Raw genomic sequence first — 16,830 nt, 5'->3', positions numbered from 1 at the left:
AAGGTGGGAAGGGTCCGGCCGCCCCGTCGGGGGGTACGCGGGCGGCCGGACCCGGTCTGCGCGGCTCGCGCTCAGCGCTCGGCGATCGCCGGGGCGGCGGTCCGGTGCAGGACGAGCCGGGTGAGGAGTCCACTGCCGAGACCGGCCGCGAGCGCGAGGGCCGCCCACCACAGCGGGTACGGCGTGAGGCCGAGGGCCGCGTCGAGGGACCAGGCGCCGGGTCCGGTGGCGGCGAGGGCGGCGGCGGTGCCGATGAGGACGAGCGGGTACTCGTACCCGTCGTTCTGCACCCAGAGGCCGTTGTGCCGTTTCACGGTGAGGGCGACGGTCATGACGCCGATGGCCCCGGTGGCGGCGAGCGGGGTCAGGAGGCCTGCCGCGAGCAGCAGTCCCGATCCGATCTGGCCACCGCCCGCCGCCAGTGCGGTGAGGGCTCCGCCGCGGAAACCGTCGGCGCGGAACTCTTCCGTGCCGCCCTCGAGTCCTCTGCCGCCCAGGTGCGAGCTGATCTTCTGCACCCCGTGGCCCGCGACGAGCAGGCCCACCAGCAGACGCAGGATCAGAATGCCGGTGTCCAAGGAGCTCAGCCGGCCGCGTGCGCGCCGATGATGCTCTGCGCGTACACGACGCCCAGGCCGTACGCGCCCGCGTGGGCCTTGACGATCTCCATGACCGCGCCGTACGTCTCCTGGCGGGCCCAGTCGCGCTGCAGCTCCAGGAGGACCTGGACCCAAGTCACCGGGACAGCGCCGGCGGCGATCATCCGCTGGAGAGCGTGCTCGTGGGCGGCGGGGCTGACACCACCGGAGGCATCGGAGACCACGTACACCTCGTAACCCTGCTCAAGCGCCGAGAGCGCGGGCAGAACCAGGCAGACCTCGGTCCACAGACCCGACAGGATGATCTTCTTGCGCCCGGTGGCCTTGACCGCCTCCACGAGCGCCTCGTCCTCCCAGGCGTTCATCGTCGTACGGTCGATGACCTCGTGCTTGGGGAACACCTCGGCGAGCTGAGGCAGCAGGGGCCCGGAGAACGACTCGGCGGCCACCGTGGTCAGGACGGCCGGCACGTCGAAGGCCTGAGCGGCCTTGGCGAGACCCACGGTGCTGTTGATGATCGCGGCACGGTCGCCGCTGCCCGTGCCGAAGAACATCTGCGGCTGGTGGTCCACGAAGAGCATGACCGCGTTGTCGGGCGTGAGCAGGTCCTTGCTCGGGGCGGCCTGCACCTTGGTGATGTCGAACATGAGGGGTCCTCTCGAAGTATCGGTAACGTGCCCGCCGCGTCCGCGGCTCGGCACTTCTTCAAGCTACGAGCGACCCGACCGACCGCGTTGACCTCCTGCGCCCAGGGGTTGGCACGGCAGCGCACAACCGGTCAAGGGCGAGATCCGCGAGGTGTCACGGGCGCGAACGCGCAAGGTCGCGACGCCGGCACACTCGCCCCGAGACCCCTCCGAAACGACGCGTAGCCACACCCCAACCCCACAAAGGGGTTGCGATATCCGGAAGCGCAGTCGCTGACCGCGGGCGAGGCGGGCGGCGACCTGCAGCAGCCGGTAGCGGAGGTTCTTCGGTTCGGCAGCCGCCAGCTCCCCGTCCCACAGCAGGACGCGCATCCAGGCCAGCAGGAAGATCGCCGCGAGGCCGAGTTCGAGCCAGGCCAAGTTGATCGCGAAGTGGCGGGAGGGGAAGCGGCCGAAGCCTGTGGTCTTGCCGCATCGGATGTGGTCCTCGACGGCGACATGCCCGCGGTGACGGACCTCCAGGAACTGGGCGGAACCACCACCGGAGTAGGGGGTGTCGGCGAGAAACACCTGGTGCCGCAGGCCCTCGTCCTATTCAAAGCTGTGCCTTGGTGGAGCCATTGCTGCCGCCGGCGCGAGTAGGGTCGGGGCGTGGGCGCAGCCGGCACGGCGCCCGGGCGTACGCGGTCGACACCTCGACCCCGACGAAGCGGCGTGACACCCCCGGCGGTCCGGGTTCTCCGTCCAGGCCTTCACCGAGGAGGAAGACGGCGACGGCAAGGCACGCCTGGACCGGTACGAGCTGTTCGACCGGCTGCCGGCGGGGGAACCGGTGTCCCGCGACGACGCTCCCCGACCGCAGTCGGCCCTTCGGCCGACGAGCCACCAGCGGCTATGCCTGGTCGTAGACGACCGTACGGATGCGCCTGGCGCACAGCGCCTGGGTGATGAGGGGTTCGACGCGGTCCCAGGTGCCGCCGGCCAAGCCGCAGCCGATACGGGGCATGTGGACCGAGGCATGCAGCTCTTTGGCGTGCTCCGCCAGGACGTGCAGACACTCCTGCACCGCGTCGTAGCGGATGGGCGGACCGCTGTCGGCGGGCACGGTCCCGGACTCGGTCCTCATACCTTCGCGGGTCCGGATGCCGTGCTGGCCCTGATGCTATAGATGGGGAAGCCCCGGGGCCAGGACCTGCCGAAGCCCTGCAGCTCGACGGCATCGGGGCCTACGGGGCGTCAGGCCGGCCTGGTGCCCGCGGCGTCTCGCGGTAGCCCCCTCTTGGCCATCACCGAACGCGAGCTGTTCATATCGATGTACACGATGAGCTCGTGGTGCGCGCCGTTGGTGACCGGCCCGATGTCGAGGCCGCACAGCCCACCTCGATGGTGGGTAGGTAGCCGCCAGAAGGCCGTCTTCATCGTCCTCGTCGGCCCAGAACGGCCCCTCCATCCCTTCGGGGAACGGCCGGGTGCATCCAGGGCCGACGCTCCGGATCAGCGGCTCGGCATCGTAGATCCCGTAGTACGGTCCGGTGCCTGCTCCGATTCGCAGGAGGACCACCCGGAACGCGGCCGGGAGCCCGACGCCAAGGGCCGCCTCCAGCAAGCCCACCTGCTCATCGGTCAGCGGCCGGCTGCGATAGCCATGCTTGTCGGCGATTCCCAAAAGGCACAGAGCGCTTGGGGACGACCCGTCAGGAAGACCTGCTCTCCTTCGCCGCGTTCCCACTCGTGGCGGATGGCCACACTCCGGCCCACTGCTCCCGTCACCTGGCACTGCGGGGCCTACGCCCACAGGTGGAAGCCCAAGACGATGTCAGCGCGACCTGACACCATCGCAGTGGGCGAGACCGAAGTGGCTCGCGAAGGGGGACGGTGGGCGATGAGCTGGTGGCTGTGGGCTCTTCTGGGCGTCGCGGTCGTGTTCGTGGCGCGGCTGACGTGGAGGATCGTCAACAAGCGTGGGTTGTGGGACACCAGAACCATGAGACTCGACTTCGGGCGCGATGAGCACGGTGGTGTGGTCTTTCTCGACACGGCCAACAACTGGGCAGACAGCACCGCGGGCTACGACCGGGACATCGCTCGCGAGGTGGATTTCCGGGGACCGAACCCGCTCCCATTCAACCGTCCACCGGGGACGGCACCGGGTGAAGGCGACTGGGGCTCATGGTGGCTGGACCGCATCAGGTATCTCCGGGAGGACCACGTCCAGAACTCGGAGAAGCACATCGTGTACATCATCCAAGCCCGACGGCTCGCCGGGCTTCCCGAGTTGGAGGCGACGGACGACACGGGCTCAGGGTGACGCCCAAGGCTTGAGCAGGCCGATGGGCTGGAAGCCGTCCACCGCCGCGGCCACGGAGGGCTCTACGCCGGTGTGACCCTGGCCGGGCCGACACCGATCGGCTGCGGCTCGCGCTGGCATCGGGTCCGCTGCCGCGGGCTGCCGACTGCCGGCTTGTCCTGGCCGTCGACATCACCCGATGGCTGCCCCGATTCCGGCTGGCCGTACTCGATCCTCTGCGCGCCGGAGCCCGGTCGCAGCTCGTGGACCGCCCCTGAACGCGCTCCGCCTGGCATCCGGGGACGACACCGCCACCATCACTGCCGGGCAGTTGCGCGAAGTGTTCGGGCGGCTCATCGCGGCGGGGCTGAAGCTTCACCCCGACCTACGCCTCGTGGGCAACCCGATCGAGGTGCGCTTCGGACCGCGCGACAGTTCGCCATCGCCAGCTCCAACCACCACGACCACTCAGTGCAGGCCCGGGCCCTGCCCGCCTACTCGCTGTCGAGGTCTTCGGCGAGTTCGACGCGCAGCCGGCTACGGGTGCCCACCAGAATCCGCCCGAGCATGTTCTTGCCAGTCCCGGTCCGGCCTCGACCCCAGTAGTGATCGGTGGTGGTGTCCTCGACGATCTCTTCGTCACCGGTGGACAGCAGAATGTCACGGATATCGGCATGCGCGCGGAACTTGGTTACCACCGCACGGCGCATCACGTCGTCCTTAACCCGCTCCCAGTCCCTCCGTAGAGGTCTGGACGAGTCACGGCCCAGCTCCGCTGCCCGCAGCGGCGTGCGAGCACGCCGGATGAGATCCGCGTGGCGAGTGCCCTTGAACTTCTGCGCCTGGAAGTAGTGCTCCGAGGTTGGCCACCAGACCCCGTCGAGGTCGAAACCATGATCAGAAAAATTCGAGAAGCATCCATAAGGGACTTCGCCGGCGCCGTAGAAGTAGATCGTCATGGGAAACCTCGCGGAAGTTGCGGAAACCCGCACCGTGTCAGGCATGCCCACACCCCTACAACCAGTTTTCTTCGCCGAACCCGGCTCTTCACCGCACCAGCGACCCGGCGAACCTTCCCGGTCAGAGCACGAGGCACACCCGGTGCGGACCACCCAGAAGATCGCGTCCACGATCCGCCGACGTGGGTGCTTCTCACGTCGCCCGCCCTTCGGCCCCACCAGCCCAGGGACGCGGCAGATCTCAAACGCGGTCTGAGGGTCGTCCGACTATGGTGGCGCGTACGGTTCTTCTGGATGTACCGGGCTTCGGGGTCGGCGGTGGAGACCACGCGGTCGCGGTCGGTTCCCTTGGTGATGTGCGCCAACGCACGTCGCGGCCGTCGGGGTCGTCGGCCGGGCGGAGAAGCCGCCCACCCTGACCCGCTGGTCTACTGAAAGTTGGCCGACTCCCCATGGACCTAGTGCTCGAGGAGATCGACAGTCTCCTCACGGATTACATGTACGGGGACGACAGCGCCCTCGACGGCCTGCTGGCAGCAGGTCCGGTGAGTCTTCGTCGGCTCCTCGCCATTCGGGCGGGCCGGGCCGAGCCGGGATGGGACATGGCGGAGATCACGCGCCACGACCGGGACGACTACCGGCGCCCCGGAGAAGCGCAGATACACCTTGCCCGCGCCTTCCCGGACACCTTCTTCGACGAGGCGGCGGGGGACCCCATGTTTGAATGGGCGATCACGGAGACGCTGGAGTACATCAAGGATCCGCGAGCTCTGCCCTTCCTGGAGCGCCACCTGCGGACCCCTAGCCCGGAGTACCGCCGTCGAGCGCTGCGGGGTCTGGCCGAGAACGGGACGGCCGATCACACGGAGGCCGTCGCCGCGTGCCTGGACGACCCCGAGACGCGGTCCGAAGCGCTGAACACGCTGGCGCGGCTGGGCGACGCCCGCGCGGTCGGGCCGTTGCTGCGCGCGCACCTGGCAGACGACTCCTCGTTCGCCCGGCGCGCCGGAGTAGCCCTCGACCAGGTCGAGCAGCGCATCGGCGGGCCGTCGGCACCGCCGGTCTGGCGCGAGCTGGGGCCGGTGGTGTTCACCGCGCAGGCCGTGATGGGCATGCCGTGGTGCGTGACCGAGGTCCTGGTGGAGCCCGGCCAGACCGTCCGGGGCGGCGAACTCATGGCCGTCCTGGAGAACGACGCGATCTGCCGGGAGCTGATCGCAGACTGGCCCGGCACGGTCACGGAGGTCCGTATCGCGGTGAACGACGAAGTTCTGGAGGAGGCCGTCGTCCTCATTGTGGAGTCCCGTCGCCGGATCGGCTAGTACCAATGCCGTGTAGTCAGCCTGGTAGAAGCGGGAGACCGATCAAAGTCTTCCTGCCACGAGAGGTCCCGTTGTCAGGCCAGTCTGCCACCACAGCGTTCAACCGCACCCTCACGGTCACGGATGGAGTCTTCGCTCCCGGCCACCTGGGCGAGCTGACCCAGCACCTCCCCTCGAGCTCGTCGATGACGTGCTGGAGCAGACGCGAGCCGTGCAGCACCGGCTGCGGCAGTTGCCGTCGCATGGGGAAGTTCCTGGTCTGGGGACGTCGTTGAGTAGGAATGGCGGTGGAGACGAACACGGGTCAGGAACGCCTGGTACCGAAGGACTGTCGCGTGCATGAGCTGTTGGTGGCGGCCCCCCAAGGTTGTTTCCGGGCCGGTGTGCCGTCCGGCCCTCGGTGAGGGCGGCCCGGCGCGTGGCCGACGGTGTCGCGGTCCACGGAGCTTCGTGCGTCTCGGGGAGCCAACACGGTGTGGGCGGTGGCGAGCTGTGGGAACAGCGCCGTCACGTACAGGATCCCATCGCAAGCCGGGCAGTTTATGCTCTTCGACCTGATCGAGTCGGACGACTGGGAGCGCGCTGGAGTTACGCGTTCTTCCTGGAGTCGGGGCTTGAAAGGGTGAAGGTCGTCGGGCGTGATCCGGACGGTGCGGAGTCGCACCGGCGGGAGGCGGAGTCTGGAGCGCTCGCCAACGCTGAACACGACGAACCCAGCCGCCGCATCCGCCCGGTTCACCGAATGAATCGCTGTTCTGTGTAACTGGGAGACCCAATGCAGATCGTCAGGAACCCGAAGAGCGCCGTGTTCTCGTGGGATTACCGCTCCGGCATGATCCGGGTGTCGGCCGAGCCGTCGTTGTACTTCGACACTTCCGCACGGTCGCTGTACATCGATCAGAACCCGGCCGCCGACCGATCGTTGACGCAAGTGAGGAACACGTCGTTCTCCGAGGACTTCACGGTCATGCGTTTCGATGCGACGTGGCACAGCACCTCGGAGTCGTTCGAAGTGACCGGGCGGTACCAGACGGATCGGATCCTGCGCCAGGTCACCCAACGCCTGCTCACCGGGGATGACGCGGTCGCCTCAGGCCCTCAGGACGTGATCGAGGTCCACGTGCTTGACGGCACGATCGCCGTGATCAACGTGCTGCGGGTCGTCGAAGGCGTGGTCGAGAAATCGATACGAATCACCCACAAGGACGGCCGGCTCCACCTGGTGGTCCCCAGCCCATGGAAACGCACCGAACTCACCTCGGTCGCGATCGAAGGAAGCCGGCTCGTGTGCCGCACACCTGACGAAGACGTCACCTACGAGCTATCCGCCTGCCCGCTCGTCGTTGAGACGATGACGGCGCTGATCGACGCCGGTCGGACCTGACGCGACTCGATCGCATGCCTGGCAGCTGTCGCGGACAACCCGAGGTGACTCTTGGTATGGCAGGCCACACCCCCAAGTGGGTGGCACACCTCAGTGACCAGCACCCACGAGTACGCAACGATGAGCGCAAGAACCGCGCCCTTTCCGCACATCCTGGTTCTGGGACCCGGTCGGACTGACCCCCTCAACGCGAGATGTACGCAATCGTTCGAGCCGAAGGAATTTTCTTGCGCAGGCTCATATCACCGTCGAGATCCGCAGTGTTCCCCACACGTGCAGTTGCTGTACTCACCGCCCTCGCCGGCGCTCTCTTCGCAGCTCTCGTCTTCGCGCCCCGCATGCTGGCGACACGTGGTCGGGACAGCGACCTTGCCGATAGGCACACCCTCGTCAATGACCTATGCGACGCGTTCATCGGATATTGGCGTTCCGGGAAAGAGCAACCCTCTCCAGGCCTGGAGAGGGTTATTGACTACTGGTTCCGTTACAACGTGGTCAAGGGTGTGATCGCTTCCATCCTGCTGATGGTTCTCGTTGCGCTTGGCTCTCTTCTCTGGAAAACGTTCCTGAGAGATGGAGGACCGGGAAGGGTGAGAAAGGTCGCCCTCGTGTCGGCCGGCGTATCCGTCGTGGGGTTCGCGCTGTTCGCTTTGTGGACGGCGGTGGCCAGTCTCCAGGGTGCGGCAGCGCCCTTCGCTTCGATCCTGCCGCTACTGGGGGGCGCCTCCAATGGAGCGCTTGCCGATACAGTCGACCAAATCAAGCAGCAACTGACTGACTCCACGGGCGGGAGTGAACAAGCTCGGCCTGCCCTTGAGGGAATAGTCAGCGACTACGTGCGGTTCCACGTGGTCCGCGAGATCGCGGCGGTGCCTATAGCATTCGCCTTCACGGGTGCGAGCGTGATGTTGTGGAACAAGCTTGCACGAAGGGGATCGAATGACAGGCGAACGAGGCGTGTATTGGTATCGTTCGCTGCTTCGTCGACAGTGTTGTCGCTCTTCTTCATTTTGATCTTTTTGGTAAACAGGGCCACTGCAACAGACCCTAATCCAGGACTCCTGAACCTCTTCAATGGCAGCTGGTGATGCACCATCACAGTCGGTCAGACGCGGGTGGTGAAAATGGCGGCCTTTCTGGGCGCGAGGAACATTATGCTGGGGGCATGGTTGAGTCGTTGCCTTCCGTGGCCGCGGGTCGGTGGCGGCCACGTGTCAGGTTTGCCGTGCGCATCGCGCGTCGCACGATCGTAGAGTCGGTGTATCTCGTTACCGCGCCGTTGAGCGCTGCTGTCGGTCTGCCGCTGGTGGTCGGCGGCCTCTGCGTCGGAACAGTCGGTTCGTTGTTGCAGAGCGGGTCGCCCGTCGCGGCCCGGGCTCTGGCGCTGGCGCGGTGGCCCGGCGACCTGGAATGGTGGCGGATCGGCCAGGTGCGTTCCCGGGCGGGCGGGGCCCGGGGCACGGGCTGGCGACCGCGGTCGAAAGAGACGGCCGATGCGGCCGACCCGGGGCTGTGGCTCGACTTGGCGCACACGGTGCTGGTGCTCCCCGTCGTCCTGGTCACCTCGGTGGTGACAGTGCTGTGGTGGTTCGTGGGAGTCGCGACCGCCACGTACCCCCTGCGCAGCCAGGTCACGCCTGGGTCGCCGCGGCCGTTGACTCTGTACGCGGGCAGCGACCGGTCGCACATCGCCTTGAGTCTTGGGCTGACGTCGCCGGCCGAGCGGCTGGCCTTCGCGATGACAGTCGCCGTGCTGCTGCTGTTCACCCTGCCGCTGGTGACCCGGGTATGCGTCGCGGCCCAGACCGGTCTCGGGCAGGCGCTGTTGTCAAACATGTCCGCGTTGCACCGCAGGATCAGCGGACTGGAGCAGGACCGCGACACCGCCGTCGCACAGGCCGTCGCAGCGGTGACAGCGGAGGCGGCTGCCCTGCGCCGGCTCGAACGCGACATCCACGACGGGCCCCAACAGCAGCTGGTCCGTCTGGCGATGGAACTGGGTCGCGCGCAGCATCACTTCGACCGCAATCCGGAACTCGTCCGGGCCGCACTCGCCGACGCGGTCGTCCAGACCCAGCAGGCGCTGGACGAGCTGCGGGCCCTTTCGCGAGGCATCGCCCCGCCGATCCTCGCCGACCGCGGACTGCGGGAGGCGCTCTCCACTCTGGCCGCGCGCTGCGTCGTACCCGCCGAGCTCGACTCCGGTCCTCTGGGTCGTCGGCCGGACGCCGTCGTCGAGACGACCGCGTACTTCGTGGTCGCCGAGGCGCTGACCAACGTGGCCAAGCACAGCCATGCTCGCCGGTGCACCATCGGTATGCGTCACGCTGAGGGAATCCTGCGGGTCTGGGTGACGGACGACGGGGCGGGCGGCGCGGCCTTGGCCAAGGGACACGGACTGCAGGGGTTGGCCGACCGGGTGCATGCGGTCGGTGGCCGACTGCAAGTCGACAGTCCTGAGGACGGCCCGACGACGGTCACCGCGGAGCTGCCGTGCCGCTGACCTCGGACGAAACAGGGTCTGGAGCAGGGTCGGACCCAACGGCCCGATATCCGCTGCGGATCGTCGTCGCCGATGACGCGGTGCTGCTGCGCGAGGGCCTGGTCCGCCTGCTCGCTGAGGACGGTCACGAGGTGGTGGCGGCGGTCGGTGACGGTCCTGCCCTGGTCGAGGCGGTGCTCGCACACCACCCGGACGTGTCGATCGTCGATGTGCGGATGCCGCCGACCCATACCGACGATGGTCTGCGGGCGGCGATGGCGGCCCGCAGACAGCTGCCCGGCACCCCCGTGCTGGTGCTCAGCCAGTACGTGGAGGTGTCCTACGCCGGCGATCTGCTCGCGGATGGTTCCGGCGCTGTCGGCTATCTGCTGAAGGACCGGGTCGCCAGGATCGAGGAGTTCCTCGACACGCTGAACCGCGTCGCCCACGGCGCGACGGTGCTCGACCCCCAGGTCATCGCTCAGTTGCTGGCCGGGCAGCGCCGCGGCAAGGCCCTTGGGTCGCTGACCGTACGTGAACGCCAGATCCTGGCGCTGATGGCGGAGGGCTGCTCCAACACCGCCATCGCCCAGCGACTGGTGGTCTCCTCCAGCGCGGTGGAGAAAAACATCGGCAACATCTTCGCCAAGCTCGGACTGCCGCCCGACGTCACCCAGCACCGCCGGGTACTCGCCGTCCTCACCTACCTCAGAGGCTGACGACAGCTCGCTTCCACCGCATTCGGCCCCGGACTCCGGGCTGACATCTGTAGCACCCTCCGCAAGGCCGGCATCCCGCCCCGGCGCCCCGGACCGGTCCTGGCTGGCGACCTGCGGCAGGGCAACAGGACCCGGCCGTCGACGGCGAGGTGGACCTTGGCGGTCAGCCCGCCCCGGGACCGGCCGAGGCATGCCGGCACCCAGCCCCGGACGATGCTGCATCCGACCACCCGATCAGACCGTGAAGTCGCTCAGAGTGCCGTGCCGGCATCTCGTCGACGGCCTGCTCCGCCGGGGCCGACGGTCCGCCCTTCGCCCAAGCGGACCAAGATCCGGGCCAGTTGCGGCCCAAGCTGCGATCACCCCGTTGAGCAACGTGCGTTTCGCCTGGTCAGTGGTGGTGCCACCGGTGTACCACCAGCACACGAGGAACATGCTGGTCAGCTACGGACCGGGGAAGCTCGCTTCTGAACGTCCTCGACAAGGCGCGCCGGGCAGCCCTGTGTGGGGTGCCCGCGCCGGGCGTGTCTTCCTCACCGTTGGTCTGACGGCTTCGATATGGAAGGCTCAGCGCCTGCCGTCCGCCCGCTCCAGCGTCTCACCGAGATCCACACCGCAGCAGGCACCCTACGCAGCCGGCGCCGCCCAGCGCGGGATCAAGCCATTGATCGCACGCAGCAAGCGGCCCGACGAGCGAACCCGACGGACCGCTGGCGTGATCTTTACCCCGCATTGTTGACCGTGCCCATGTCACGCCTGAAGCTTTCACCCGACCCGCACAACTGTCACATCGTCACCACGATTACCTGGCAGGCGGGTTGACCGGTTCCTCGTCTCCGTAAGGATCTTCCGATGCGTCGTACCGCCGCACTGTTAGCCACCGCCCTGCTCGCGTGGGCCGCCGCGCTCACCGCGCCCGCCGCCCACGCCGTCGAGAGCCCCGCTGCCGCCGCTGCGCAGTCCGCAGCGACCGTCCCGGGCCCCGGCGGCGTCGGGAGCTGCACCGAAGCCGGCGCATCCGCCACCTGTACCGGCCTCGACCCGATGCAGACCTGGAGCGTCGGAGGCACCTGCGCGACCTACGACTTCACCACCGGGTTCTACACCTTCTCGCAGGCGTGGAGCGGCTGGGTAAGGGGCGACACCACCGCCTCCGCGAGCTGCTTCGGTACGGGCATGTGGTGGGGAGGCGGCGTCTCGTTCGGACCCGCCGTCCCGGCCGGCCCGGTCGGGCAGGTCACCGGCCTCGCGGGCAAGTGCCTGGACGTGCGCGGCGGCAGCATGGCCAACAAGGTGCCCACCCAGATCTGGGACTGCCTCGGTAACGTCAACCAGAGGTGGAAGATCGGCGCCGACGGCACCATCCGCGCCGTCGGCGTGTGCCTGGACATCTGGAACGGCCGCACCGACAACGGCACCCAGGTGCACACCGGCCCCTGCAACGGCAACATCGCCCAGCAGTGGCGGGTCCAGGGCAACGGCGCGATCGTCAACACGAAGTCCGGCCGCTGCCTGGACGTCCGGGCCTTCGACAGCACCAACGGCAACGTCGTACAGATCTGGGACTGCAACGGCTCCTCGAACCAGATCTGGCAGCTGCCCGTCTGATACGACCGGCCGCCCGGCCCCGCCGACCGCACGCGGTCCCGGCAGGCCCCGCATGGAGTCCGGCGCCGAGTCCCGCGCCTCGCTCCGCGCCCGCTTCAGGGCGTGGGGAAGGCCGGGGCTCGGGTGGCGAGGGTGTGCGTGTTCCCGGCTCCGTCGGTGATCTGGGCCGTGGTGTCGCGCGGCGGATGGTCCGACGTGAGGCCCAGGAAGAAGCTGCTGTTGCCGGCCGCGACCCCGGGGGTGCCGAAGTCGATGGTCAGGCGGCTCCCCCGCTGCGTGGCGGAGACGGGCCGGACCGTTCCCGGGCCGCCCTGGGCGATGACGAAGAGGTCCGATCCGCCGGTTCCGTCGTAGTCGACACGGCTGACGGGCCCGAAGTCGAGGCTGAGCGTGCGGACGGCCGACGCCGGTAGCGGCCCCGAGACCGGTGTCATGTCGACGCGGTACTCGTACGGGTACTTGCCGGCACCGAGCGAGCCGGCGACGCCGCGCGGGTACAGACGTGACTGGAGCGAACCCGATCCCGTGGCACCCGTGATCCGGATGGCCGGCGCGATGTCGTTCGGCACGGCCGTGCCCGAAGGATCAAAGACGCACTCGATGATGGTGGACGTCACATCCGCCGCGCGCAGGGCCCACTCGAACGGCTGGAGCGTGCGGCGGATCACGCCCTGGCACACGGCGCAGAAGGGCGTGAGGTTGCGCATCATGCAGTTGAACGCCGGCCGGTACAGACCGCAGTGGTAGTAGCCGGCCCCCTCGAAGGCACCGATCGTGCCCGCCGCCACGGGGTTGGCCTGCGGGTCGCACACCGAGCAGTCGGCGTTCCTGGAGGTGGGCATCGTGGTCGTCGCCTGCACCAGCGCCGCCCATTTGATCGTGGTGCGCCCGGTGTCCAGGGTGATGTTCGGCGCGGTGGGTTCGGTGCCGGTGTAGAGGTCGTGTCCGGTCTCCGAGGGACAACTGACCCAGGATTCGTACTCGTCGGCGAGGCCGAACGCGGAGTGTCCCAGCTCGTGCGCGGCGACCGTGACCCAGTTGCCGCTCGTCGAGGTCACGGCGACAGTGCCGCCCGAGCCTCCGTACTTGGCGCTGTTGACCACGACGATCGCCTGGTGCCAGGCCGGGACCTGGGCCGTGAGCACGCCTTGCACGGTCGACGTGTTGGCCGTCAGCAGTCGGGCGAGCCCGCCCGTGCAGTAGGTGGCGTCGAAGTAGGTCTTCGGAGTGGCTCCCGTCCCACCACAGGACACGGGGTCGTCGGCGCCGCTGCCGGTGGAGGTGACGTCCACGCGGTGGATGTTGATCCGGCCCTGGACCGCGGGCTCGTTGAACGGCGGTATCGCGAAGAGCTGGCTCACGAAGAACTGCGCGTCCGTGTGCCACTGCGCCATCTCGCTGCTCCTGTAGCCCTCCGCGAGCAGCACGAGGTTCCATCGCGAGGCGGTCGGGCCGCTGTTGTGGAGCAGCGTCGTGCCGAGGACGGTGCCGTCGCCGGTTCCCATCAGGACCCGCCTCCCTCGGTCCCGTGTCCCAGCTGGTACCGGCCGATCGTCTGCGTCCGCACGGTGGTGCGCAGCAGCGCCACCTCCTTGGCCTCCGCCAACGCGGGCACCAGTACGAAGAAGCGTCCCTTGGGCTGGTTGATCGCCTGGTGCGTGAAGGGCCGGTCCGGATCGGCGGAGAGGACCTCCGCCTCGTCCCTGACCGGGTTGTCCAGCGGACGGCTGTGGATCCGCTGTCCGCGCGCGTTCAGCATGTCCACCCGGTAGCCGACCGATACGTCGGGCTGTCCGTCGACGTCGGCCGTGGTCACGCCGATCGACAAGCCCTGCTGTCCGGCGGGGGCGTCCGGGATCACCAGATCGACCGGCTCGCTGGCCACCAGTTCGATGTGCTGGCCCCGGTACTCGAAGGTGAGCCGTATCGCACCGCTCATCACGCACGCCTCCTCGGATCCGGTTCGACGCACACGGTCGTCACCCCCCCCACCGGACCACCATCGGACGCGGCCCGCCACACCAGGCGGGCATCCCTGGGCACGGTGCGCAGGGCACCGCTGGTGAACGGGATCGCGGTCGAGCTGCTCCGATCGGGTGGCGCGCCGCCCGTCCCCGCAGGGATGAGCCGTCCTCATGGACCTGCCGCCAGCGGCGTGGCGCTGGCGGCAGGTGGTTCGGCAGGGGGTAGGGCGGTTGTGGGCTGCCATCGGCGGGCGACCGGTGGCTCCGGGCGCCGGCGTCAGGCTGTTGCCCGATGTCCCGAGGGATGTCCCGGTCAGGCCAGGACGTTCAGAGCGGCGGGCCGCACCCTGAGGGTCACCGGCAGGGTCGCGTCGACCTCGCCGTCCGCTCCGTACGGGAGGGGGCGGTCCGCTTCGATGTGGATCTCCTTGCCGCGGAGGATCTCGACCTCGGGCCGGTTGACGTGCACGCCCGTCTTCAGCTCGTTCATCATGGCGAAGAAGAGGCGTTTCGGTGCCTTCTTGATGACCACGACGTCGAGCAGCCCGTCGTCGATGCGCGCGCCCGGTGCGATGTTCCTCCCGAAGCCGTAGAAGCCCGAGTTCGCCACGACCACGGTGTAGCCGGTGCGGTCGTGCCTCACTCCGTCGATCGTGACGCGGTACGTGGCGGGCTTCCAGGCGAGGACCGCCCGCAGGCCGCCCGCGTAGTACGAGGCCGCGCCGCGCAGCACGCGGGACTCGTTGGCATGGCGGTTGGCCACCGCGTCGACGCCCGCGTACACACTTCCGAGGACGCAGGTCCGCTTGTGCACGGCGGACTCCACCTCGATCGTGTCGACGGCCCGCGGCTCGCCGTGGAGCAAGTTCTCGACGAGCCGTTCGGCGTCCGTGGGGAGGCCCAGGGCGCGCGCGAAGTCGTTGCCGCGCCCCGCCGGGACCAGGCCGAAGACCGTGTCCGTACCGCTGAGGGCGCCGCCGACGCAGCCGGCCATGCCGTCACCGCCGACGGCGAGCACGACGTGCCCCTGTGCTCCGGCTTCCTGGGCGAGTTCTCGTGCGTGCTCCAGGCTGCGGCTGTAGACGGTGTCGAGCCTGGCGCCCGCCTCCCGCAGCAGACGGGCCAGCGGGAGCAGACCCGCCGTGCCGCTGGAACCCCCTGCGGTGGGGTTGACGACGGCGGTGAACTGTCGCATGGATCTGGCCTCCGGGCGGCAGAAGTAAGGTCAGCGGACGGTGGGTCAGCGGACAGTGGGTCAGCGGACGGGGATGAGGACTCCGGGGCTGAGCACACCGGAGGGGTCGACCTCGGCCTTGACGGCCTGCAGCATGCGGATGCCGAGGGGGCCGATCTCTCGGGCGTACCAGTCGCGGTGGTCGGTGCCGACGCCGTGGTGGTGGCTGATGGTGCCGCCCGCGGCCAGGATCGCGTCGTTGGCCGCCCGCTTCACCGGTTCCCAGTGCGCGACGGCGTCCTCCCCCTGTGCGGAGACGACGGTGAAGTACAGGGAGGCGCCGTTCTCGTAGGTGTGCGAGATGTGGCACATGACGAGCGGCGGCGTGCCGCCTTCGGTGAGGGTGCTCGTCAGCGCGTCCCGGACGGCCGTGTAGAGGCCGGGGATGGCGGACCAGAAGGCCGCGGTCTCCAGCGTCTCGGCGAAGGCTCCGGCGTCGAGCAGCGCGTCCCGCAGGTAGGGCGCGTTGTACCGGCCGTGCTCCCACTTGTCGCCGGGCTCCTCGCCGATGAGCTCGCCGTCGCAGGCGAGGAGGACCTCGCGGGCGGCGGCGCGGCGCGCCGCCGTCTCCTCCTCGGTGCCCTCGAAGCCGACGATGGCCATGCAGCCGGGGTTCTGCGGGACTTCGGCGTTGCCGATGGCGTCCGGCTGCGCGAGACCGATGAAGGTCTCCGTCTCGTCCGACAGGCGCAGCACCGTGGGCCGGGGGCCGTCCTGGGCCAGTCGGCGCAGTGCCGCCGTGCCGGCCTCGAAGGAGGTGAAGCGCCAGCCCTCGTAGATCCGCTTCGCGGGGAGCGGACGGATGCGCACGGTCACCGCCGTGATCACTCCGAGTGCGCCCTCGGAGCCGAGGATCAGCTGGCGCAGGTCGGGGCCGGCCGCCGAGCGCGGGGCCCGGCCGGTCTCCAGGGTGCCTTCGGGGGTGGCGACCGTCAGACCGAGGACCATCTCGTCGAAGCGGCCGTATCCGGCCGATGCCTGGCCGCTGGAGCGGGCCGCGGCGAAGCCGCCGACGGTCGCCCATTCGAAGGACTGCGGGAAGTGTCCGAGGGTCCAGCCCTGCTCGTTGAGCAGCGCCTCGCACTGCGGGCCGCGCAGACCGGGCTGCAGTGTCGCGGTGCGGGAGACCTCGTCGACGGCGAGCAGCTGGTCGAGCCGCCGCAGGTCGAGCGCGACGAACGGGCGCTTCGTTACGGGTGCGAGGCCGCCGACGACGGAGGTTCCGCCGCCGAAGGGCACGGCTGCGACGCCGTGTTCGGCGCAGGCGCGCAGCACGGCGAGGACCTCGTCGTGGTCGCCCGGCAGCACGACCGCGGCGGGGATGTCGTCGACCTCACCGGCGCGGATGCGCAGCAGGTCGGGGGTCGACTTTCCGCGGGTGTGCCGGATGCGGATCTCGGCGTCCTCCCGCAGGCCGTCGGGCGCGCCGACGGCCGCCCGGAGGGCGGTGCGGGCCTCGGCGAGCAGCGCCGGGGCGGGCGGTTCGATGTCGGTGAGGGCTGCCGGGCCGCTCTCACGGGGGGTGACGCCGAGCAGGTCACGCAGCAGGCCGGTGACCGAGTCGGGCAGGGGTGCCGCCTTGGCCGGGTCGCCCCAACCGCTCCACAACATGTCCACTTCGAAAG

The 16,830-nt window shown here is 69.2% G+C and carries 15 protein-coding genes and 3 pseudogenes; 9 read left to right on the top strand and 9 right to left on the bottom strand.

Annotated elements, in window-relative coordinates:
* Nucleotides 1–71: 71 nt before the first annotated feature.
* The 4 genes and pseudogenes from SGA01_RS28735 to SGA01_RS28720 form a co-directional block, all read right to left on the bottom strand.
* Complete coding sequence (locus SGA01_RS28735) at nucleotides 72–578, bottom strand: DoxX family membrane protein (protein WP_141299871.1); 507 nt, start codon at nucleotides 576–578, stop codon at nucleotides 72–74.
* A 5-nt stretch (nucleotides 579–583) separates the two neighbouring features.
* Nucleotides 584–1,246: a hydrolase gene (locus SGA01_RS28730; protein ID WP_141299869.1), complete on the bottom strand. Its 663-nt coding sequence runs from the start codon at nucleotides 1,244–1,246 to the stop codon at nucleotides 584–586.
* Between the two features lie 270 nt (nucleotides 1,247–1,516).
* Nucleotides 1,517–1,834 (bottom strand): annotated as a pseudogene (locus tag SGA01_RS42305) (transposase); the annotation flags it as partial.
* Between the two features lie 304 nt (nucleotides 1,835–2,138).
* A complete protein-coding gene (locus SGA01_RS28720) occupies nucleotides 2,139–2,372 on the bottom strand; it encodes a macro domain-containing protein (RefSeq protein WP_371866191.1) in 234 nt (77 codons plus the stop codon).
* A gap of 756 nt (nucleotides 2,373–3,128) precedes the next feature.
* Between SGA01_RS28720 and SGA01_RS28715 the strand changes: the two genes are divergently transcribed.
* A complete protein-coding gene (locus SGA01_RS28715; RefSeq protein WP_141299867.1) occupies nucleotides 3,129–3,554 on the top strand; it encodes a hypothetical protein in 426 nt (141 codons plus the stop codon).
* 39 nt (nucleotides 3,555–3,593) lie between these two features.
* Nucleotides 3,594–3,900, top strand: a pseudogene (locus SGA01_RS42300) (NF041680 family putative transposase); the annotation flags it as partial.
* A 127-nt stretch (nucleotides 3,901–4,027) separates the two neighbouring features.
* Here the strand turns inward: SGA01_RS42300 and ybiA are convergent.
* A complete protein-coding gene (ybiA, locus tag SGA01_RS28705) occupies nucleotides 4,028–4,492 on the bottom strand; it encodes a riboflavin biosynthesis intermediates N-glycosidase (protein ID WP_141299865.1) in 465 nt (154 codons plus the stop codon).
* A gap of 452 nt (nucleotides 4,493–4,944) precedes the next feature.
* On the opposite strand from ybiA, the gene SGA01_RS28695 reads away from it, so the two are divergent.
* The 7 genes and pseudogenes from SGA01_RS28695 (at nucleotide 4,945) to SGA01_RS28665 (ending at nucleotide 12,007) form a co-directional block, all read left to right on the top strand.
* On the top strand, nucleotides 4,945–5,814 hold the full coding sequence (locus tag SGA01_RS28695) for a HEAT repeat domain-containing protein (protein WP_141299863.1): 870 nt from the start codon (nucleotides 4,945–4,947) through the stop codon (nucleotides 5,812–5,814).
* A 71-nt stretch (nucleotides 5,815–5,885) separates the two neighbouring features.
* Nucleotides 5,886–6,055, top strand: a pseudogene (locus SGA01_RS28690) (transposase domain-containing protein); the annotation flags it as partial.
* Between the two features lie 534 nt (nucleotides 6,056–6,589).
* Nucleotides 6,590–7,198, top strand: coding sequence for a DUF8184 family protein (locus tag SGA01_RS28685; RefSeq protein ID WP_141299861.1), 609 nt, complete (start codon nucleotides 6,590–6,592; stop codon nucleotides 7,196–7,198).
* Between the two features lie 227 nt (nucleotides 7,199–7,425).
* Entirely contained in the window at nucleotides 7,426–8,286 is an 861-nt protein-coding gene (locus SGA01_RS28680) for a hypothetical protein (RefSeq protein ID WP_141299859.1), read from the top strand.
* 137 nt (nucleotides 8,287–8,423) lie between these two features.
* Nucleotides 8,424–9,701, top strand: coding sequence for a sensor histidine kinase (locus tag SGA01_RS28675; protein WP_229918534.1), 1,278 nt, complete (start codon nucleotides 8,424–8,426; stop codon nucleotides 9,699–9,701).
* Nucleotides 9,702–9,754: 53 nt separating this feature from the next.
* Nucleotides 9,755–10,399 (top strand): response regulator transcription factor, encoded by a 645-nt coding sequence (locus SGA01_RS28670; RefSeq protein ID WP_141299945.1) that lies wholly within the window; start codon nucleotides 9,755–9,757, stop codon nucleotides 10,397–10,399.
* Between the two features lie 852 nt (nucleotides 10,400–11,251).
* Nucleotides 11,252–12,007 (top strand): RICIN domain-containing protein, encoded by a 756-nt coding sequence (locus tag SGA01_RS28665; RefSeq protein WP_141299855.1) that lies wholly within the window; start codon nucleotides 11,252–11,254, stop codon nucleotides 12,005–12,007.
* 95 nt (nucleotides 12,008–12,102) lie between these two features.
* Here the strand turns inward: SGA01_RS28665 and SGA01_RS28660 are convergent, their stop codons facing one another.
* The 4 genes from SGA01_RS28660 to SGA01_RS28645 all read right to left on the bottom strand — a co-directional run bounded on the left by SGA01_RS28660 (nucleotide 12,103) and on the right by SGA01_RS28645 (nucleotide 16,822).
* Entirely contained in the window at nucleotides 12,103–13,512 is a 1,410-nt protein-coding gene (locus SGA01_RS28660; RefSeq protein WP_141299853.1) for a M64 family metallopeptidase, read from the bottom strand.
* A complete protein-coding gene (locus SGA01_RS28655; RefSeq protein ID WP_141299851.1) occupies nucleotides 13,512–13,946 on the bottom strand; it encodes a hypothetical protein in 435 nt (144 codons plus the stop codon). Before SGA01_RS28655 ends, SGA01_RS28660 begins: the two co-directional genes overlap by 1 nt.
* A gap of 338 nt (nucleotides 13,947–14,284) precedes the next feature.
* On the bottom strand, nucleotides 14,285–15,166 hold the full coding sequence (locus tag SGA01_RS28650) for a diacylglycerol/lipid kinase family protein (RefSeq protein WP_141299849.1): 882 nt from the start codon (nucleotides 15,164–15,166) through the stop codon (nucleotides 14,285–14,287).
* Between the two features lie 60 nt (nucleotides 15,167–15,226).
* Complete coding sequence (locus SGA01_RS28645) at nucleotides 15,227–16,822, bottom strand: FAD-binding oxidoreductase (RefSeq protein WP_141299847.1); 1,596 nt, start codon at nucleotides 16,820–16,822, stop codon at nucleotides 15,227–15,229.
* Between the last annotated feature and the right edge of the window lie 8 nt (nucleotides 16,823–16,830).

It is taken from the genome of Streptomyces gardneri (genome assembly GCF_006539185.1).
GTDB classification, from domain to species: Bacteria; Actinomycetota; Actinomycetes; order Streptomycetales; family Streptomycetaceae; genus Streptomyces; species Streptomyces gardneri.
Note: the sequence above shows the minus strand (reverse complement) of the source record. Positions and strands in the feature narration are given on the sequence as shown.